This is a genomic window from Pseudomonas sp. (assembly GCF_030683065.1).
In the GTDB taxonomy this organism is placed as follows: Bacteria; Pseudomonadota; Gammaproteobacteria; order Pseudomonadales; family Pseudomonadaceae; genus Aquipseudomonas.
On record NZ_JAUXMX010000017.1, the window covers coordinates 42,521 to 59,438 of the forward strand.

Genomic DNA, 16,918 nt, shown 5'->3' on the forward strand with positions numbered 1-16,918 from the left:
AGGTTGATTGTCAGCTTCATCCTGGGAGGGTTTCCCTATTAGCCTTGCCCACTGCCGTGACTTTTCAAATCGGTTCGACAGCGAGCTTGAGAAATTGCCATATCTCAACCGGCTAAGTGATTACATTTCTGTCAGGTTGGCCGTGTACTAGCAGTCGGCGTGGTCGGCTGTTTGGGTTTTATTACTTGCAACCGGCGACTCTTTTTTCTGTTGCTGGGCCAATTGATAGGCTTCCATCGATACCTTTCTGGCCTGTTCCATGCGAGCAAAAGTACGGTCGGCACCGCCTTCGGCCATCGCCAAAGAAGAAGCGGTAAGCGCGATAACCACGAACAGGGTTTTGATTGATTTCATCTGGAAAGTCCTCGATTTAGTTCAGTTAGCCTAGTGACCCTGAGTGGGTCGCCATCAGGCATTGAGCTTCAGGCTCGAAGTAACCTTAACCAGAGTGCCCTGTCATAAACCTGAGCTGAACATTACAGTTCTGTCAGGTTGCTACTTCTTTCTTGTGGAGACTCTGCAGGGCTCTGTAGTGTCTGTTCATGCCCGCTAATGAAGCCTGTGCGGATTCGTTTTATGGCATGCCTGGCAGCGATGCCTACGCTTCTTCGGGTCAGAGGCACTAAATAGTCCTGACCTCCACATAACGCTCAAGAGAGATTGCCACTATGTCGACCAAAAATACCGTTGCTACCGGTGCTGCATTGGCACTCGTTGCCGCCAGCCTATTTGCCACCCTGCCTGCACAAGCGGCTCAGGATGCAAAAACTGCCGAAGTAAAATGCTTTGGTGTGAATGGCTGCAAAGGTCAAAACGATTGCATGACTGCCAAGAACGCCTGCAAAGGCCAGGGAGAATGTAAAGGTCAGGGCTTCAACTTGATGACCCAAGAAAAATGCGATGAGGCCGGCGGTAAAACCAGCGAGTAAGCCCATCCAAGGGAGTGCAAGTCACTCCCTTGACTCGGAGTCCTAATGAGTAAAAGCAACATGCTGGGCTTTGGCCTGGGCTTGCGTAGCGACTACTACCAGCAGATTCTGGAGCAACGCCCCGCAGTCGACTGGTTCGAGATCATTTCCGAGAACTACATGGTCGGCGGGGGAAAAGCCCTCTACTTCCTCGATGCGATCAAAGAGCAATATCCGCTGGTCATGCACGGGGTTTCCCTGTCGATTGGCGGTCCTCATGAGATCGACGCTGAGTACTTACGCCAATTGAAAAATCTAGCCGACCGAGTTCAGCCCCGCTGGGTAGCTGACCATCTGTGTTGGAGCCGGGGTAGTGCTCACCAGCTGCATGATCTACTTCCAATGCCATTCACCCAGGACAGCCTGCTGCATGTGGCATCAAGGGTTCGGCTGGTTCAGGATGTGTTGCAGCGGCCCTTGGTGCTTGAGAACGTGTCGGCCTACGTGCAGTGGAAAACGTCCTGCATGAGCGAGTCTCAGTTTCTAGCCGAACTGAGCAGCCTGACCGGCTGCGAGCTGCTGCTCGATGTGAACAACGTCTACGTCAGTTCAAAAAACCAAGGGTTCGACCCTTGGCAATTCATCATGGAGTTACCCCGTGAGCGGATTCGCCAGATCCACCTGGCCGGCCATAGCGACTACGGCCACTACCTCATTGATACCCACGATCAGCCGATTGCTGACCCGGTCTGGACCCTGTATGGCAAAGCACTGAGCTACCTAGGTGCTACTGCCACCTTGATTGAGCGAGATGATCATTTCCCGCCCTTTGACGAGCTATTAGCGGAGCTGTCCAAGGCGCGCTCTATCTCCGCCAATGCTCTAAGGGCTGCCGCACCATGCGCCTGAGTGCTCAGCAGGAAGCGCTGGAGCGTTACCTGACCACAGGCGATACCGTTATCCCTCCTGAGCTGTTGGAGCAGATTCAAGGTAGCAATACGCTGCCTGCCGCAGATGGCCTGATGATTTACCAAAACGCTTATCGCGCCAGGCTTCTTTCCGTCATGAGGGAAGACTTCCCAGCGTTGCATCGCTGGATGGGTGATGAGTCATTTGCACAGTTGGCCATGGCTTATATCAGCGCGTGGCCATCGAGACATTTCAGTTTGCGCTGGTTAGGCGAGAAGCTGCCGGAGTTCATCCGCGGCTATATTGCCGAGCCGCAACGTTCCCCGATGATAGAACTCGCCACACTTGAATGGGCCTTTACCCTGGCCTTCGACGCACCTGATACAGAGCCACTGTCGCTGGAAGTGATGAGTCGTTTTTCAGCTGATGACTGGGTCAATCTGCGGGTATACCTCACACCCTCGGTTCGTTGGTTGCAGCTACAGTACAACACCGTGGGCATGTGGGTGGCTGCCAAGGCCGAGGCCGATATTCCTGCTGTCGTTACGTTATCCGCGCCCCTGGATTGCTTGGTTTGGCGACATGAGTTGGTCTGTCAGTACCGTACTCTGGAGCCGGATGAAGCTTCGGCTTTGCGGTTACTTAGCGATGGAGGCTCGTTTGCTTCAATGTGCGAGAACCTCGTGGGTCAACACGGTGAACAGGCACCTCTGCGAGCGGCTACCTGGCTGAAGCAGTGGGTCGGTGAGGGACTGCTTCAGCGTCGATAAATAGTGCCGTGGATGTGCAGGGCGTGGTGCCATTGGCTGAGAGTTGCCTCTTCCGCCAGCTGACGGAAGAGGCAAAAACCTTAAATCACGCGTTTGACGCTCAGGTACTCGCCCTTGGTCTTCAGCGTGATGGTCACGTCGCTGTTGCTGCGGTTGCGCCAGAACCAGCCGTGGGTGCCGTCAAAGATGGCGGTGAATTCACCCTTGTCGCCCTTGATCTGCTTACCCTTGCTGTAGCTGTGGTAATAGCCCTTGGGGCCGTTGTAGGGCTCGCCGTGGGTGTCGTGGTTGACCGAAATACCATTGGTCGTCCACTCGTAACTGACAGTGGCCTTGTCCAGCATCTCCAGCTTGATTTCACTGGCCTCGCCCGGCTTCAACGTGACAGTCACTTCATCCGACTTCAGGGCTGGCTGAGGCTCAACTACGGGTTCGGCCACAGGTGCTGCTGCAACAGGTTCTTGAACTACCGGCTGAACCGGCACGGGAGCTTGAGCGACTGGAGCCGCAGCTGGCTGAACCGCTGCATCCGCTACCGCTTCTTCGGCGAGGGTTATCTTCATTTCGCCCATCTGGGTCAGGCCGAGTACGCGACCAACGCCCGTCGGGTCGATGGCGTACTCCGAAGGCATCACCACGGTGACCAGTAAGGCTGCGGCAACACCCACGGCAATCACAGTGGAGCGCAGCAGTTGGCGGCTGGTCGGCAATTCATTGATGGTCGGAAGCTTGGTATTGAACATAGTGAGAATTCCTTACTGAGAGACGATCAGGCCGGTGAGCTGGTAACCCATCAAGAGGAAACCGGCGCTCATCATGGCGACGTTGGCGGTGTAGGCATGACGCCAGAAGCTGGCGGTGCGTCGCCAGTAGCCCATGACAATCAGGATGGCGCTCAGGGCCAGGAGCTGGCCGATTTCGACGCCGACGTTGAAGGCGATCAGGTTGGTGATCAGGCCGTCTGCCGAGATCTCGTACTCCTGGATCTTGGTCGCCAGACCAAAGCCATGCAGCAGGCCGAAAATCAGCGTGGCCGCTTTGGTGTTCGGCTGGTGGCCGAACCAGCGCTGGAATGCGCCCAGGTTATCCAGCGCCTTGTACACCACCGAGAAACCGATGATGGCGTCGATCACATAGGAGCTGATGTTGATTTCCGCCAGTACGCCCAACAGCAGCGTCACGGTGTGGCCCACGGCGAACAGGGTCACGTAGAGGCCCACGTCTTTCAGGCGGTAGAGAAAGAAGATCACCCCGAACAGGAACAGCAGGTGGTCGTACCCGGTGATCATGTGCTTTGCGCCCATGTAGATGAACGGCAGCACCATCACCCCGGAGCTTTCCTGGATAAAGCCCTTGTCGCCCTCGGCGACAGCGTGGGCCAGTGCTTCAGGCATGCCGAGAAACAGCAATGCCGTGAACAGCAGCAACAGTAGTAACGAGCGATTCGGGCGCACGACAGATGCGTCCATTGCGCCCATAGATAGCGAATGCATGGTTGAGTCCTAAATTAAAGGGGTCTTAGGCCGCACAGCGGCCTGTGTCAGATCACGAACGTGGCGCGCGGTGGCCGCTCGATCAGGAAGATCGGGCTTGGAGGAATGGAGTAGCGAGGGGCGGGTATCGGCTGCGCACGTTCTGGCAGCGTGCTGATGCTCAGCAGCGCAGTCAGGTGTGGTGTTTCATGCAGATGGTCGGCGGTCAGCGGCGAGTGGCAGTGATCCCCGTACGCAGCACAGGCCAGCGTCTCGTCACCATGCGCATGCGAATGAGCACCGTCATTGCCACTCAAGGAAGGCTGGCTCGATCCCATAAACAGCGCAGAGGTATGTCCAGCCCAAGCCATCAATATGGCGAGAGCAAGGGTAAAAATCACCTTGGTGCTGATGGGATTGCTGAGCATGTTGTGGTTCTTTCGATGCCTAAGCGGGTGGCTTTTCTGGAGGGGTGGTCGGTTTGACCATATCCCCCCCTGGGGGATAGCATGCGAGCGTAATTCATCGACGCACGAGACTCAAGACATGAGCGATCACGAACACGGCCACCAGCACCAAAGTCATGGCGACATCATCAAAAGGTTGAAGCGTGCGGAGGGCCACCTGCGCAGCATCGTCACCATGATTGAAGACAGCCGGGCCTGCGTCGACATTGCTCAGCAGCTGCATGCTGTGGAAAAAGCCGTCTGCCAGGCCAAGCGTGTGCTTATCCAAGACCATATCGACCACTGCCTGGAACATACGGTCGAAGCACTTGCGATAGGTGAGCGCGCATCACTCGAAGACTTCAAGCAAATCACCAAGTACCTCTAGGCCCCTCCCATGTCGAGTTTCGCCGAACTGCTGCAACAGGGAGCCTCGCAGGCCTGGCTGTACTTCCCCAGCGCCATTCTGCTGGGTGCTTTGCACGGCTTGGAGCCTGGGCACTCGAAGACCATGATGGCGGCGTTTATCGTGGCCATTCGTGGCACGGTGAAGCAGGCCATTCTGCTGGGACTGGCCGCAACGCTTTCGCACACCGCCGTAGTCTGGCTGGTGGCCATGGGCGGCATGTACCTAGGGCAGAATTTAGATGCCGAAACTACCGAGCCTTATTTCCAGCTAGCGTCCGCCGCAATCATTATCACCATCGCCCTGTGGATGCTCTGGCGCACCTGGCGTGGCGAGCAGATGTGGCGCTTCGAGGAAGGTGATGAGCATCAACACGACCATCACCACCACGATGAAACGCAGCGTATCGACACCGGGCACGGGCGTATCGAGCTGTCGATCTTCGAAGAAGGTGTCCCTCCGCGCTGGCGGCTGAAGACCTTGAGTGGTCATGCCTGGCCGGCTGCTGAAGTAAGCTTGCTGACGACTCGCCCCGATGGCCTGGCCCAGCAGTTTCGCTTCGTCGACCGGGGTGACTACCTGGAGTCAGTGGACGAGATCCCTGAACCCCACGAATTCACCGCGCGGCTGAGTCTCGGCCACGCTGGTCACTCCCACGACTATGACCAGGAGTTCCGCGAGCACAGCCACGGTCATGACCATGATCATTCCGAGTTGGAGGGACTGGAACTGTCGCTGGAGGGCTACCAGGATGCCCATGAGCGAGCGCATGCCAACGACATCCGTAAACGCTTTAGCAATCGCAATGTCACCACCGGCCAGATCATCCTGTTCGGTTTGACGGGCGGACTGATTCCCTGCCCGGCAGCGATCACCGTGTTGCTGCTCTGTCTGCAAGTGAAAGAAGTCGCGCTGGGTGCCGTCCTGGTGCTGTGTTTCAGCATCGGTCTGGCCATAACTCTGGTTACCGTTGGTGCTGCCGCTGCTATCGGCGCACGCCAGGCAACCAATCGTTGGCCCTGGCTGGGTGCTGTGGCGCGTCGCGCCCCTTACTTCTCCAGTCTGCTGATAATCGGTGTGGGGATTTACGTCGGCCTCCATGGCTGGATCGGCCTGAACGCCTAGCCTGATGTGAGAGCTTTTCGGTTATTTCGGTCTGTTCCTTGCCGCCTTCGTTACTGGCGTAGGACTGCTGGTACTTGGTTTTACTGGTAGTGCCCGCCTCGCTGGAGAACTTTGATTTTGTAGCCGTCGGGGTCCTGAATAAAAAAGGAGCGGGCCAGCAGCTCGTCTCCTCTTTTAAATTCCTTGATGGGTGCAGGCTTTAAACCGAGGTTGCAAAGCTGTTTGAAATGCAGGCCCAGATCGTCGACGACGAACGCGACCTGACCGTAACAACTGCCGTGGCTGTATTCGGCTTGTCCGCTGTTCCAAGTGAGTTCGATTTCAGCCTCGCTCTCGAAATTGCGCAGATAGACGAGGGAGAAATCGTCAAACTCAATGCGATGGGTTTCCTTGAGTCCAAAGGCTTGCTGGTAGAACCGCAGTGAAATGTTGATATCCGTCACCCGGATCTCCGTGTGAATAAGTTTCGGCATGCAGTTTCTTCCTTAACCTGTATTGGTGTTCAGTCCATAGGCTCTTTGGGCCAATATCAGTGCTCGGTCACCAGGTGTGACTTGGTCGATACCGCCAGGTTTACTGGGTTCGCGGTGCTGGTTTCGACCGTCATAGGTGCCCGGAAACGTTTGAGTCGGAGCGCGTTACCGAGCACGAAGACACTGGAGAAGGCCATCGCGGCAGCAGCGAAGATCGGCGAAAGCAGCGTGCCGTTCACCGGGTAGAGCGCGCCCGCCGCGACCGGAATCAGCACAGCGTTGTAGGCGAAGGCCCAGAACAGGTTTTGCTTGATGTTGCGGATCGTTGCCTGGCTGATCGCGATGGCGTTCGGCACGCCACGCAGGTCACCCGACATCAGTACTACGTCAGCTGCCTCTATCGCCACATCGGTTCCCGTCCCGATGGCCAGCCCAACGTCCGCTTCTGCGAGTGCCGGCGCGTCGTTGATACCGTCACCCACGAAGGCGACCCGCGCGCCATTGATCCGGAGCTTCTTCAGTGCTGCGACCTTGCCGTCGGGCAAGACCTCGGCAGCGACTTCATCGATGCCGAGCTGCTTGGCGATCGCCGCGGCTGTAGCTGTGTTGTCACCGGTGATCATCGCGACTTTGAGGCCGAGCGCGTGCAGCGCCTTAATCGCCGCGGGCGTCGTTTCCTTGATCGGATCGGCGACCGCGATAACCGCCGCCAAGCGGCCGTCGATCGCGGCATAGAGCGGACTCTTGCCTTGCTCGCCAAGACGCCGGGCGGTTGGCAGGAAACTCGACACATCAAGGCCGAGCTGCGTCATGAACCGGTCCGCGCCGACAGCTACTGTCCGACCGGCGACCTTTGCCGACACGCCGAAGCCTGGTGTCGCGTCGAAGCTCTCGATGGGTGCGAGCGTGAAACCCGCCTGCTTTGCGGCTGCGACGATCGCTTCGGCGATTGGATGCTCGGAGCGGGTCTCGACCGCCGCAACGAGAGCCAGCACTTCGTTGTATTCGAAACCCTCGGCGGGAACGAGGTCGGTGAGCTCGGGGCGTCCTTTAGTCAGTGTGCCGGTCTTATCGAGAGCGATCACGCTCACATCGCGCAGCGCCTGCAAGGCTTCGCCCTTGCGGAAGAGAATGCCGAATTCGGCCGCGCGGCCAGTACCGACCATGATCGAGGTCGGCGTGGCCAGCCCCATGGCGCAAGGACAGGCGATGATGAGAACCGCGACCGCATTCACGAGCGCGAAGGTCAGCGCCGGGTCCGGACCGAAGATCAGCCAGATCAGGAAAGTCAGCGCGGCCGCCGCCATCACGGCCGGGACGAACCACATGGTCACCTTGTCGACCAGCGCCTGTATCGGCAGCTTGGAACCCTGCGCTTCTTCGACGAGGCGGATGATCTGCGCGAGCATCGTGTTCGCGCCGACCTTGGTTACGCGGAAACTGAAAGCGCCCGTCTTGTTGATCGTGCCGCCGACGACCTCTGCCCCCGCTCCCTTCGACACGGGCACCGGCTCGCCGGTGATCATGCTCTCGTCAACATAAGAGGTGCCCTCGACGACCTCGCCGTCGACTGGAATCTTCTCGCCCGGACGAACGAGCACGACGTCACCTGTCGCCACTTGATCGAGCGCTATTTCGATCGTCTCGCCGTTGCGCTCGACGCGCGCGGTCTTGGCCTGAAGTCCGATTAGCCGCTTGATCGCCTGCGACGTTCGCCCCTTGGCGCGCGCCTCCAGCGTTCGTCCGAGCAGGATCAAGGTCACGATGACCACGGCAGCTTCGAAATAGACGTTGGCGGTACCTTGCGGGAGTACTTTGGGGATAAAGGTCGCGACCACCGAATAGCCGTAAGCAGCCGCAGTGCCGAGCGAGACCAGCGAGTTCATGTCGGGTGCAATGCGCAGCAACGCCGGTACGCCCTTGCGGAAGAAGCGCAGGCCTGGACCGAACAGGACCAGGGTGGCAAGAGCGAACTGGATATACCAGCTCGCCTGCTGACCCAGGACCCCCATCACCCAATGGTGCAGGGCGGGAATGAGGTGAGAGCCCATCTCAAGGATGAAGACTGGCAGGGTGAGGATGGATGCAACAAGCAGATCGCGCCGCAGCGCCCGAGCCTCACTCTCGCGACGCTCGGCGTCCTGATCGCCCGCAGTCGGCGTTTCGGCGGACAAGCGTCGGGACTTGTAACCCGCCTGTTCGACCGCTGCTTCAAGGTCGGCCGTGGAGGCGACACCGGCAAGGTGGCGCACCCGCGCGCGCTCTGTCGCCAGGTTGACAGTGGCCTCAAGCACGCCAGGGACTTTTGCGAGCGCCTTCTCAACCCGGCCCACACATGATGCGCAGGTCATGTCCTCGATCGCGAGCTCGGTGGTCTCTTCGCGAACGGTGTAGCCGGCGCTCTCGATGGCGTGTACAGCCGCCTGCGGGTCGGCCAACCCCGTGAAAGTGATGTCGGCGCGCTCGGTGGCCAGATTGACCGAGGCCATCTGCACGCCGGTGACCTCTTTCAGCGCGCGTTCGACGCGGCCGACACACGAAGCACACGTCATGCCTTCGACGGGCAGGCTCAGGCGAGTGACTGAGGACATGGATGGATTGACGTCTTGTTGGGCAACGGAAGCCATTGAAATATCCCTTGAATGTTTCTGTTGAAGAGAAGTTTCAAGCTTCCCTGTGTGGGAAGGTCAAGGCCTGTGGGCGATTTATTTCACGACGCTCCAGTTCGAACTGCCGCCGGCACTGTCGCAACCCGTATCAGCCTCTGGGCTGAGCCCGCACGCTAAGAACTTTTGGGTGACAGCTGCTCGCGCCTGTTCCACATGCGCGAGCAGCTGTGCCGCTTTAGCCGTCGCACCGTTGTGACGTTCAGCGCGGCCTGGAACACCAGTAGCTCAATGAGAAAGAGCCGGTTAGCCCAACCCTGGGGATAGAAGATGAACGGCTGTTGCTCAAATGTCAGAAATATAATTAAATATCTGACATTGATATGAGCCGAGCTTTCATATGCGATCGATCCCGCAAGCGATCTTGGAGCGCAGCCAATCCCTAAGCGAGGGTGGAGTTCTTGCGCCCAAGGAATTTCTTCACCTTGGTAGTCGTGCGGCGGTTGATCAGGCGTTTTGTCGCTTGGCTAAAGCCGGGCAACTGATGCGAATAGCGCGCGGTATTTACGTTGCGCCGGTGCGTGAAAAAGACCAGGCCAGAGCCCCGTCGGCAGAGTCATTGGTGAAATCAATCGCCGCTCAGGGCAAGCAGTGCATCTCGCTCGATGGCGCACAGGCCGCGAAATCAATGGGGTTGACGCGAGTTGCTTCGAGTAAAGAGGTGTACCTCACCACAGGACGCAGTAAGCGGTTGGTAGTCGGCTCACGGACAATTTACTTCCAGCACGCACCCTACTGGCTGTTCTCCTTGGGGGCGACGCCAGCTGGGGATGCGCTCAGGGCGATGGCCTGGGTGGGTGAAGATCAGGCTGAAAATTCGGCCCAGAAACTTCGGCGGCACTTAGCGAAGGTGGAGTGGGAAAGCCTAGGTTCGGTCCGTGCGAGCCTTCCCAGCTGGATGGCCACCGCCCTTGGCAGGGCCGCGGTGTTAAATGAATTGCGTTGAACTCAGGCCAGACACTGATTGCTTGTGTGAATAAAAGTTGACGTATTCAAGGTCAGAAGCGGGTCTTAACGATTAAACTAACCCCTACGGGAAGGTAGAAACCATGGCTAGCGGCGAACAACTGAAAGCGCTTCTGCGCTCGCATATCAAGGGAGATGACACGCATTTCCTTGCCGTTGCTATGCAGATGGCGGCCCATGAGGCTAAGCAGGGTCACGGGAAGCTTGCAGAGGATTTGCGGGCCATAATTGATTCGGCCAAGAAAAATCGTCTGCCTTCCGGGCAGCCGGTGCCCATCGGCCAGCCTCGCGGCGAGCTGAGTAACCTACTGTCAGTAGCTCTTCCAAAGACCCGCTTCTCGGAAATGATTCTGGACGAGGCCACTCATGCCCGTCTTGGAAGAATCATCAATGAGCAGCGCAACTTCGAGAAGATTCGTGCACACGGCCTCTCCCCTCGCCGCAAGCTGCTTTTGGTTGGGCCACCTGGTACCGGCAAGACCATGACCGCCTCGGCGCTTGCCGGCGAGCTCGGTATTCCGCTGTACATCGTCCGCCTTGATAGCCTCATCACCAAGTACATGGGTGAAACCGCAGCCAAGCTGCGTCAGATTTTTGATGCCATTCGCGATACTCGCGGCATTTATTTCTTCGACGAGTTCGATGCCATCGGTTCCCAGCGTGGTCTTGCCAACGACGTGGGCGAAATCCGTCGCGTCCTGAACAGCTTTCTGCAGATGATCGAGCAGGACCAATCCAACAGCCTGATCATCGCTGCCACCAATCACCCTGAAATTCTTGACTACGCCTTGTTCCGACGCTTCGATGATGTTATCGAATACGGACTGCCCAATCAGGAACAGACCAAGGCTGTGCTCAAGAATCGACTAGCGAACTTTTCCAAGTCGATTCGCAGCTGGGACAAACTCTGCAAGGTCGCAGAGGGGCTCAGCCATGCAGAACTTGCGAGGGCGGCAGACGACGCGATCAAGGACACGATCATTCATGACCGTACCGAGATGGCGGTCAAGGACGTGGAAAGGCACCTTGAAGAACGGAAGACTTTCCACGGGAGACGGCACTCCTAACGTAGTTGAGCATTTAGATGACGGAATCGATCAACGGACAACGGCCTCACTTTCATCTCCAGGGACAGGGACTACCCGAACGGTTCCGATCCACAGCATCAGCAACACGAGACCCTCGCTACCCCACGCCAAATCGAGGGGCTCATGGCGGAAAGCTACTCGCTCAACTCCAACATGTAAGCGGTCAGATGGCCTCTGCAGTTCAGCTGCAGCGCGAAGCATCTGAAAGGCAAATGCGACAAGGAGACAGGCCCGAAGGTGGGTACGGCCTGCAAATCGAATTTCGGAGTGAGCCGGGTTACGCGCTTGCATTCGAAGGCCTTGCCCGAGGCGCTCAGCGCATTGAGCTCATGAACCTGCGTCATGACCCCGCCACGAATACTGACTTCGCCACGGTATTCGTTCCAGATGGTCAGCTCAAAGCCTTTGAGAACCTCGTCAGGCAATACCTGGAGGTGGAGACCTCCAAGGGGAGTCCGCGCAACGCTCCGCTCCTGAATCCAATCCAAGAAATCCGAGTCGCAGCTTTCAACGCCCTGTGGACTGATGATCCCGCAGTGTTGCCGCCAGATGAAAACGAAACCATTTGGTGGGAATTCTGGTTGCCTATCAGGGAAGGCCGTGAAGCAGTGCTGAACCGCTTTAAGTCGGTTGCCGAAGCATGTGGCTTTCATACATCCGAAAAAGTGCTGAAGTTTCCTGAGCGGACAGTCCTCAACGTCTACGCCTCGCGAGCAGCCATCACTCGGTCACTCTTGCTGCTCAACGAAGTCGCCGAGATTCGTAGAGCCAAGGACACCGCCGAGTTTTTTGATGCCCTTGCGCCGCTAGAACAAAGAGAATGGGTCGAGAACCTGCTTGAGCGAACCACCCCCGCAGGGGACGACAGTATCCGCGTCTGCCTTCTAGATACCGGCGTCAATCGGGGCCACCCACTCTTAGCTCAGCACATTGACGCGAATGACCTTTACACCGTCAACCACAACTGGGGTGTTGCGGATACTACGGGTCATGGCACACAGCTCGCAGGAATCGCCCTTTATGGTGATCTGTTTGACCCTCTCAATGGGCAGAACCCGATTTCGATCGAGCACCGCCTTGAGTCGGTGAAATTGCTCCCCGCTGCCCAGGGAAATCAAAAGGAGCCCTACGGCGCGTTGATGATCGACGCCGTAACCCAGCCGGATACCGCCAAGCCGGAAGTGCGCAGGGTCTACAGCATGGCGATCACCAGCCTCGACGACCGAGACCGCGGCCGCCCTTCCGCATGGTCAGCAGCAGTTGATGAACTCGCATCCGACGTATTGGGAGAGAGAGCTAACCCTCGACTGATCGTCGTGTCCGCCGGCAATGCGGACAAGAACCAGGCCACGCACTACCCGCATAACACCACCACCGACGGAATCCATGATCCGGCCCAGGCCTGGAACGCATTGTGCGTAGGCGCTTACACCCAGAAGGTCACTATCGACCCTCCCAACCCTGGGTTGCGCCCGATCGCTGCCGCAGGCAGCCTCAGCCCATATAGCACGACTTCTGGGACCTGGACCAACTCGGCCTGGCCCTTGAAACCCGATGTAGTGTTCGAGGGAGGCAACCTGGCCACAGATGGGCATACAGCCTACACCGAGCCATGCCTATCCCTCGTAACCACTGCCCACGAACCAGAGCGACGGCTGTTGACGACGACCAGCGCCACCAGCGCAGCATCCGCGCTGGCAGCTCGTATGGCGGCACAAGTCTCCACCAACTACCCACAGTTCTGGCCCGAAACTGTGCGAGCCCTAATCGTGCACTCGGCTGAGTGGCCTGATCGTATGCGACAGGATTTCCTTGCTGCTGGCACTAAGGCCGGCTACGAAAATCTGGTTAAGCACTGCGGCTTTGGCGTACCAGACCTGAGTCGTGCCCTGTGGAGCGCCGGCGACTCCTTGACCATGATTGTCGAGGATCATCTGAGGCCGTTCATGAGGCAGGGCACCAAGCCGCCCACCGCGCGGGACATGCATCTTCACTTGCTTCCCTGGCCACAGGAGGAACTGCTCAACCTAGGCAACATCGAGGTGGAAATGCGAGTGACCCTTTCCTACTTCGTAGAGCCAAACCCTGGCATAGCCGAACGCGGTATCAAGGGGCGCTATCGCTACGAGTCGCACGGCTTGCGCTTTGATGTCAGTCGCCCAAACGAAGACCGTGACCAGTTCCGCCAGCGCATCAACAAGCGTGCACGGGATGAGGAAGAAGGTGGTTACCAGGGCGGCGGCTCAGATCCGAACTGGCTGCTCGGTACTCAGACACGGCATCGCGGTTCTCTCCACTCGGACATCTGGCGAGGCACTGCAGCCGAACTGGCGGGTCGGGGAATGCTTGGTATCTATCCCGCACTGGGGTGGTGGAAAACTCTCGTTAAGCAGCAGCGATATGACGACACCGTGAGGTACAGTCTGGTGGTGTCGATCAAAACTCAGCAAACGGATATTGACCTCTACGCGGCCGTGGAAACTCTGATCGAGGCCCAGGTAGCGGTGCTGGTCTGATATTAAGAGTTCAAATGAGGTCATGGCCCCGAAGCCATGACCTCAGCGCTCGCAAAAGCTCGGATTGAGGGTGTCTCGATCACCACTCAGTTGGCGCTTACGCGCTGACCTGCGCGGCATAACCCAGGTCTTGAATCACCTTGCGGATAGATTCCGCGGGTTCTTGGCTGTCTACCGATACCTTGCCGGCAGCACGGTCAATCTCCACTTTTGCGGTGTCATCTACCGCCTGAATTGCCTTTGTGATCTTGCTGACGCAACTGCCACAACCCATTCCTGATACCTGTAGAACGAACATAAATCACCTCGTTGGTTAGGCGGCATAGATGCCGTAACCTGAGCATCGACCTTGACACGATGGTAAGGTCAAGCTTGTTTTTTAGCGTTGGTAGATGTTCTTTCGGAATTGATGGAATTACTGATACCTGCCGACTGGCTTTAGATTCACGTTCATTTCAGTCGATGCGGGTTTTCCGCAGCCTCAATGCGTTGAATACAACCGATGCTGAACTGACGCTCATGGCCAGTGCCGCAATCATGGGCGACAGCAGGTGGCCAGTCAGGGGATAAAGAACCCCTGCTGCGAGTGGAATTCCCATGGCGTTATAGATGAAGGCAAAGGCTAGGTTCTGCCGCATGTTTTTCACCGTGGCTACGGACAAGGTTCTTGCCCGTAAGATGCCCATCAGATCACCTTTGACCAAGGTCACCTGAGCACTGTTCATGGCCACGTCAGTACCGGTTCCCATCGCGATACCGACATCGGCACGGGCCAGTGCGGGGGCATCGTTGATGCCGTCGCCAGCCATGGCCACTCGGCGACCGTAGCTCTGCAGGTCGGCCACCAGCTTTTCCTTATCCTGGGGTTTAACCTCGCCATGGACTTCTTCGATACCCAGTTCCTTGGCCACAGCTCTTGCGGTCGTGAGTCCATCACCGGTGGCCATGATGACTTTCACATCGACCTCTTGAAGTCGGATGACTGCTTGCTTGGCGCTCGGTTTGATCGGGTCAGAGACAGCCAGCAGCCCTGCCAGTACGCCATCTACCGCCAAGTAAATAATGCTGATGCCCTCCAGTCGAAGTTGCTCTGCACGGTTGCGCAGAGGGGTGACATCTACTCCGGCCTCTTCCATCAGCGCAGTATTACCCAGTTGCAGTTGTCGACCGTCCACGTGGCCACGCACACCAATGCCTGAGCCCGATTCGAAAGAATCCGGCTTGGCCAACTCAACGCCTTGGGCGCGGGCGTGGTCAACGATTGCATGAGCCAGCGGATGCTCGCTGCCTTGATCGAGGCTTGCAGCAAAGCGCAGCACCTCGTTAGGCGCGAACTGACCGCTACCCTCTGCGCTATGAAATACAGGCCGTCCCTCGGTCAGCGTGCCGGTCTTGTCGACGATCAGCGTATCGATCTTGCACAGGTTCTCTATGGCACTGGCATCGCGGAACAAGACGCCACTGGTGGCAGCTTTGCCTGTCGAGACCATCACCGACATGGGGGTCGCCAAGCCAAGTGCGCAAGGGCAGGCAATGATTAGTACGGCAACCGCGTTGATCAGGCCGAATACCCAGCCCGACTCCGGTCCGAAAAAGCCCCAGCCGAAGAACGTGAGGATCGCGATGGCGATCACGCCGAGTACGAAATAGCCCGCGACTGCATCGGCCATGCGCTGCATGGGGGCCTTGGAGCGCTGTGCTCTGGCGACCATCTGCACGATTTGGGACAACATGGTGTCGGCCCCCACCTTCTGCGCCTGCATTACCAGGCTACCGTGGGTATTCATGGTTGCGCCGATCAGCGTATCGCCAACGCGCTTGGTAACCGGTAGCGGTTCGCCGGTCAGCATGGCCTCGTCGACGGCGCTTTCGCCTTCGAGAACGGTGCCGTCAACTGGGACTTTCTCGCCGGGACGTACTCGCAGATGGTCGCCCAGGTGCACATGGGTCAACGGAATATCTTCTTCCTGGCCGTCAGGGTTAATGCGCCGCGCGGTTTTGGGTGCCAGGCCCAATAGCGATTTGATTGCGGCTGAGGTTTGTGAACGAGCCTTGAGTTCGAGCATCTGGCCCAACAACGTCAGGGAGATGATTACCGCCGCAGCCTCGAAGTAGACACCAATGCGCCCGTCCTGGAAGAAAGCTTGGGGGAACAGCTGTGGGGCCAGGGTCGCAGCAACGCTGTAGAGGTAGGCTGCGGCTGTACCCAGGCCAATCAGTGTCCACATATTTGGGCTGCGATGACGGACTGAGTCGATGCCTCGGGCAAAGAATACCCAGCCGCCCCAGAGTGTCACAGGCGTCGCCAAGGCAAGCTCTACCCAGTTCTGCGTTGCGCCATGAAATAGCGTTAATGAGTGGCCGGCCATAGCCAAGACCGTCACGATAATCGTGAGTGGGAGTGTCCACCAGAATCGCCGGGAGAAATCTTTAAGTTCTGAATTCTCCTCTTCCTCCAGCTCCGGAATCACTGCCTCCAAGGTCATGCCACAGATGGGGCAATTGCCAGGTTTTGGCTGGCGTATTTCTGGATGCATAGGACAGGTGTACTCCGCCGTCCCTGCGGCCCCTGATGAGGGAGGCGCAGCTTCATGATGCTGGTGTTCCGTACTCTTGGGCGGGTTCGAATAGCTGGTAGGTGCTGCCCGGAACTTCTCCTGGCATTTCGCGCTGCAGAAACGGTATGTCTGACCTTCGTGGCTCTCACTGAATGGGCTGTCTGGCTTGACGGCCATGCCGCACACCGGATCGTGCTGACTCCCATGCTGGTCTTCCTGATGCTTGGAATGCTCATGGTCAAGTTGGCGCGATGTGGTGTGCATAGGGCTTACTTCCGGTTGTCGTCCTTGGGAGTATCAGCACCATCCTGATGGGAATGCCCACCATGGTTGTGGCCGAACATGTGCATCAGCGGGCACAACAGCAGAATCAAGTAAGGCAGTGCCTGGGAGATGTGGCCAAAATGCTCGCGGGCCACATAAAAAACGGCGATGACAGCCAACATGATCAGTGCAATGCCAGTTTTGCTTTTCCAGAATGGCAATTCAGAGCCTGGGTGGTGGGAGTGGTCCATAGCTCGATCCTCGTTTGAGTTGAGGCAGTATTGGTGGGACAGCAAATGACAATAGTCTCTACTGCGTCCCAGCAATTGACGTATATCAATCCGAACTCAA

At 57.7% G+C, this 16,918-nt stretch carries 17 protein-coding genes; 8 read left to right on the top strand and 9 right to left on the bottom strand.

All coding sequences use genetic code 11. The features are described 5' to 3' along the window. Positions 1 to 147: 147 nt before the first annotated feature. Positions 148 to 354, bottom strand: a complete 207-nt coding sequence (locus Q8K09_RS03955; protein WP_305253700.1) for a co-regulatory protein PtrA N-terminal domain-containing protein — start codon at positions 352 to 354, stop codon at positions 148 to 150. Between the two features lie 314 nt (positions 355 to 668). On the opposite strand from Q8K09_RS03955, the gene Q8K09_RS03960 reads away from it, so the two are divergent. The 3 genes from Q8K09_RS03960 to Q8K09_RS03970 are packed head-to-tail and all read left to right on the top strand — an operon-like array spanning position 669 to position 2,587. Beyond that, positions 669 to 929, top strand: coding sequence for a hypothetical protein (locus Q8K09_RS03960; RefSeq protein WP_090503982.1), 261 nt, complete (start codon positions 669 to 671; stop codon positions 927 to 929). 45 nt (positions 930 to 974) lie between these two features. Then, a complete protein-coding gene (locus Q8K09_RS03965; RefSeq protein ID WP_170050643.1) occupies positions 975 to 1,817 on the top strand; it encodes a DUF692 domain-containing protein in 843 nt (280 codons plus the stop codon). Then, positions 1,808 to 2,587, top strand: coding sequence for a DNA-binding domain-containing protein (locus tag Q8K09_RS03970; RefSeq protein WP_170050644.1), 780 nt, complete (start codon positions 1,808 to 1,810; stop codon positions 2,585 to 2,587). Before Q8K09_RS03965 ends, Q8K09_RS03970 begins: the two co-directional genes overlap by 10 nt. 80 nt (positions 2,588 to 2,667) lie before the next feature. Here Q8K09_RS03970 and Q8K09_RS03975 read toward each other — a convergent pair whose 3' ends face one another. The 3 genes from Q8K09_RS03975 to Q8K09_RS03985 are packed head-to-tail and all read right to left on the bottom strand — an operon-like array spanning position 2,668 to position 4,487. After that, entirely contained in the window at positions 2,668 to 3,330 is a 663-nt protein-coding gene (locus tag Q8K09_RS03975) for a transmembrane anchor protein (protein ID WP_305253701.1), read from the bottom strand. A gap of 12 nt (positions 3,331 to 3,342) precedes the next feature. Continuing rightward, entirely contained in the window at positions 3,343 to 4,080 is a 738-nt protein-coding gene (locus tag Q8K09_RS03980; RefSeq protein ID WP_305253702.1) for a HupE/UreJ family protein, read from the bottom strand. Between the two features lie 47 nt (positions 4,081 to 4,127). Then, positions 4,128 to 4,487 carry a hypothetical protein gene (locus Q8K09_RS03985; RefSeq protein ID WP_305253703.1) on the bottom strand — a complete coding sequence of 120 codons (360 nt, stop codon included), beginning with the start codon at positions 4,485 to 4,487 and terminating at the stop codon, positions 4,128 to 4,130. 118 nt (positions 4,488 to 4,605) lie between these two features. Here Q8K09_RS03985 and mreA point away from each other — a divergent pair, with 118 nt between their 5' ends. Both mreA and mrdH read left to right on the top strand, forming a co-directional pair. Then, positions 4,606 to 4,893 (top strand): metal-sensing transcriptional repressor MreA, encoded by a 288-nt coding sequence (gene mreA / locus Q8K09_RS03990; protein WP_045733414.1) that lies wholly within the window; start codon positions 4,606 to 4,608, stop codon positions 4,891 to 4,893. A gap of 9 nt (positions 4,894 to 4,902) precedes the next feature. Further along, entirely contained in the window at positions 4,903 to 6,036 is a 1,134-nt protein-coding gene (gene mrdH / locus Q8K09_RS03995) for a Ni(II)/Co(II) efflux transporter permease subunit MrdH (RefSeq protein ID WP_305253704.1), read from the top strand. An 80-nt stretch (positions 6,037 to 6,116) separates the two neighbouring features. Here the strand turns inward: mrdH and Q8K09_RS04000 are convergent, their stop codons facing one another. Further along, the gene (locus tag Q8K09_RS04000) at positions 6,117 to 6,509 is read right to left on the bottom strand and encodes a VOC family protein (protein WP_305253705.1); all 393 of its coding nucleotides are present in this window, start codon (positions 6,507 to 6,509) and stop codon (positions 6,117 to 6,119) included. Positions 6,510 to 6,565: 56 nt separating this feature from the next. Continuing rightward, positions 6,566 to 9,136, bottom strand: a complete 2,571-nt coding sequence (locus tag Q8K09_RS04005) for a heavy metal translocating P-type ATPase (RefSeq protein WP_305253706.1) — start codon at positions 9,134 to 9,136, stop codon at positions 6,566 to 6,568. Between the two features lie 379 nt (positions 9,137 to 9,515). Between Q8K09_RS04005 and Q8K09_RS04010 the strand changes: the two genes are divergently transcribed. From Q8K09_RS04010 to Q8K09_RS04020, 3 genes are all read left to right on the top strand, one after another. Next, positions 9,516 to 10,121: a DUF6088 family protein gene (locus Q8K09_RS04010; RefSeq protein WP_257776581.1), complete on the top strand. Its 606-nt coding sequence runs from the start codon at positions 9,516 to 9,518 to the stop codon at positions 10,119 to 10,121. 103 nt (positions 10,122 to 10,224) lie between these two features. Beyond that, entirely contained in the window at positions 10,225 to 11,208 is a 984-nt protein-coding gene (locus Q8K09_RS04015) for an AAA family ATPase (protein ID WP_170050652.1), read from the top strand. A gap of 188 nt (positions 11,209 to 11,396) precedes the next feature. Beyond that, positions 11,397 to 13,745 (top strand): S8 family peptidase, encoded by a 2,349-nt coding sequence (locus Q8K09_RS04020; RefSeq protein ID WP_370869482.1) that lies wholly within the window; start codon positions 11,397 to 11,399, stop codon positions 13,743 to 13,745. A gap of 97 nt (positions 13,746 to 13,842) precedes the next feature. On the opposite strand, the gene Q8K09_RS04025 is transcribed toward Q8K09_RS04020, so the two are convergent. The 3 genes from Q8K09_RS04025 to Q8K09_RS04035 form a co-directional block, all read right to left on the bottom strand. Beyond that, positions 13,843 to 14,043, bottom strand: a complete 201-nt coding sequence (locus Q8K09_RS04025) for a heavy-metal-associated domain-containing protein (RefSeq protein ID WP_167143878.1) — start codon at positions 14,041 to 14,043, stop codon at positions 13,843 to 13,845. Between the two features lie 157 nt (positions 14,044 to 14,200). Beyond that, positions 14,201 to 16,567, bottom strand: a complete 2,367-nt coding sequence (locus tag Q8K09_RS04030) for a heavy metal translocating P-type ATPase (RefSeq protein WP_167143875.1) — start codon at positions 16,565 to 16,567, stop codon at positions 14,201 to 14,203. A gap of 5 nt (positions 16,568 to 16,572) precedes the next feature. Next, positions 16,573 to 16,818, bottom strand: a complete 246-nt coding sequence (locus Q8K09_RS04035; RefSeq protein ID WP_167143872.1) for a DUF2933 domain-containing protein — start codon at positions 16,816 to 16,818, stop codon at positions 16,573 to 16,575. Positions 16,819 to 16,918: the final 100 nt, after the last annotated feature.

Coding starts and splice junctions, on each gene's coding strand:
- mreA (WP_045733414.1), top strand. CDS start 4,606: ATGAGCGATCACGAACACGGCCACCAGCACCAAAGTCATGGCGACATC.
- Q8K09_RS04015 (WP_170050652.1), top strand. CDS start 10,225: ATGGCTAGCGGCGAACAACTGAAAGCGCTTCTGCGCTCGCATATCAAG.
- mrdH (WP_305253704.1), top strand. CDS start 4,903: ATGTCGAGTTTCGCCGAACTGCTGCAACAGGGAGCCTCGCAGGCCTGG.
- Q8K09_RS03970 (WP_170050644.1), top strand. CDS start 1,808: ATGCGCCTGAGTGCTCAGCAGGAAGCGCTGGAGCGTTACCTGACCACA.
- Q8K09_RS04000 (WP_305253705.1), bottom strand. CDS start 6,509: ATGCCGAAACTTATTCACACGGAGATCCGGGTGACGGATATCAACATT.
- Q8K09_RS03965 (WP_170050643.1), top strand. CDS start 975: ATGAGTAAAAGCAACATGCTGGGCTTTGGCCTGGGCTTGCGTAGCGAC.
- Q8K09_RS03980 (WP_305253702.1), bottom strand. CDS start 4,080: ATGCATTCGCTATCTATGGGCGCAATGGACGCATCTGTCGTGCGCCCG.
- Q8K09_RS03975 (WP_305253701.1), bottom strand. CDS start 3,330: ATGTTCAATACCAAGCTTCCGACCATCAATGAATTGCCGACCAGCCGC.
- Q8K09_RS04020 (WP_370869482.1), top strand. CDS start 11,397: ATGGCCTCTGCAGTTCAGCTGCAGCGCGAAGCATCTGAAAGGCAAATG.
- Q8K09_RS03985 (WP_305253703.1), bottom strand. CDS start 4,487: ATGCTCAGCAATCCCATCAGCACCAAGGTGATTTTTACCCTTGCTCTC.
- Q8K09_RS04025 (WP_167143878.1), bottom strand. CDS start 14,043: ATGTTCGTTCTACAGGTATCAGGAATGGGTTGTGGCAGTTGCGTCAGC.
- Q8K09_RS04035 (WP_167143872.1), bottom strand. CDS start 16,818: ATGGACCACTCCCACCACCCAGGCTCTGAATTGCCATTCTGGAAAAGC.
- Q8K09_RS04010 (WP_257776581.1), top strand. CDS start 9,516: ATGCGATCGATCCCGCAAGCGATCTTGGAGCGCAGCCAATCCCTAAGC.
- Q8K09_RS03955 (WP_305253700.1), bottom strand. CDS start 354: ATGAAATCAATCAAAACCCTGTTCGTGGTTATCGCGCTTACCGCTTCT.
- Q8K09_RS04005 (WP_305253706.1), bottom strand. CDS start 9,136: ATGGCTTCCGTTGCCCAACAAGACGTCAATCCATCCATGTCCTCAGTC.
- Q8K09_RS04030 (WP_167143875.1), bottom strand. CDS start 16,567: ATGCACACCACATCGCGCCAACTTGACCATGAGCATTCCAAGCATCAG.
- Q8K09_RS03960 (WP_090503982.1), top strand. CDS start 669: ATGTCGACCAAAAATACCGTTGCTACCGGTGCTGCATTGGCACTCGTT.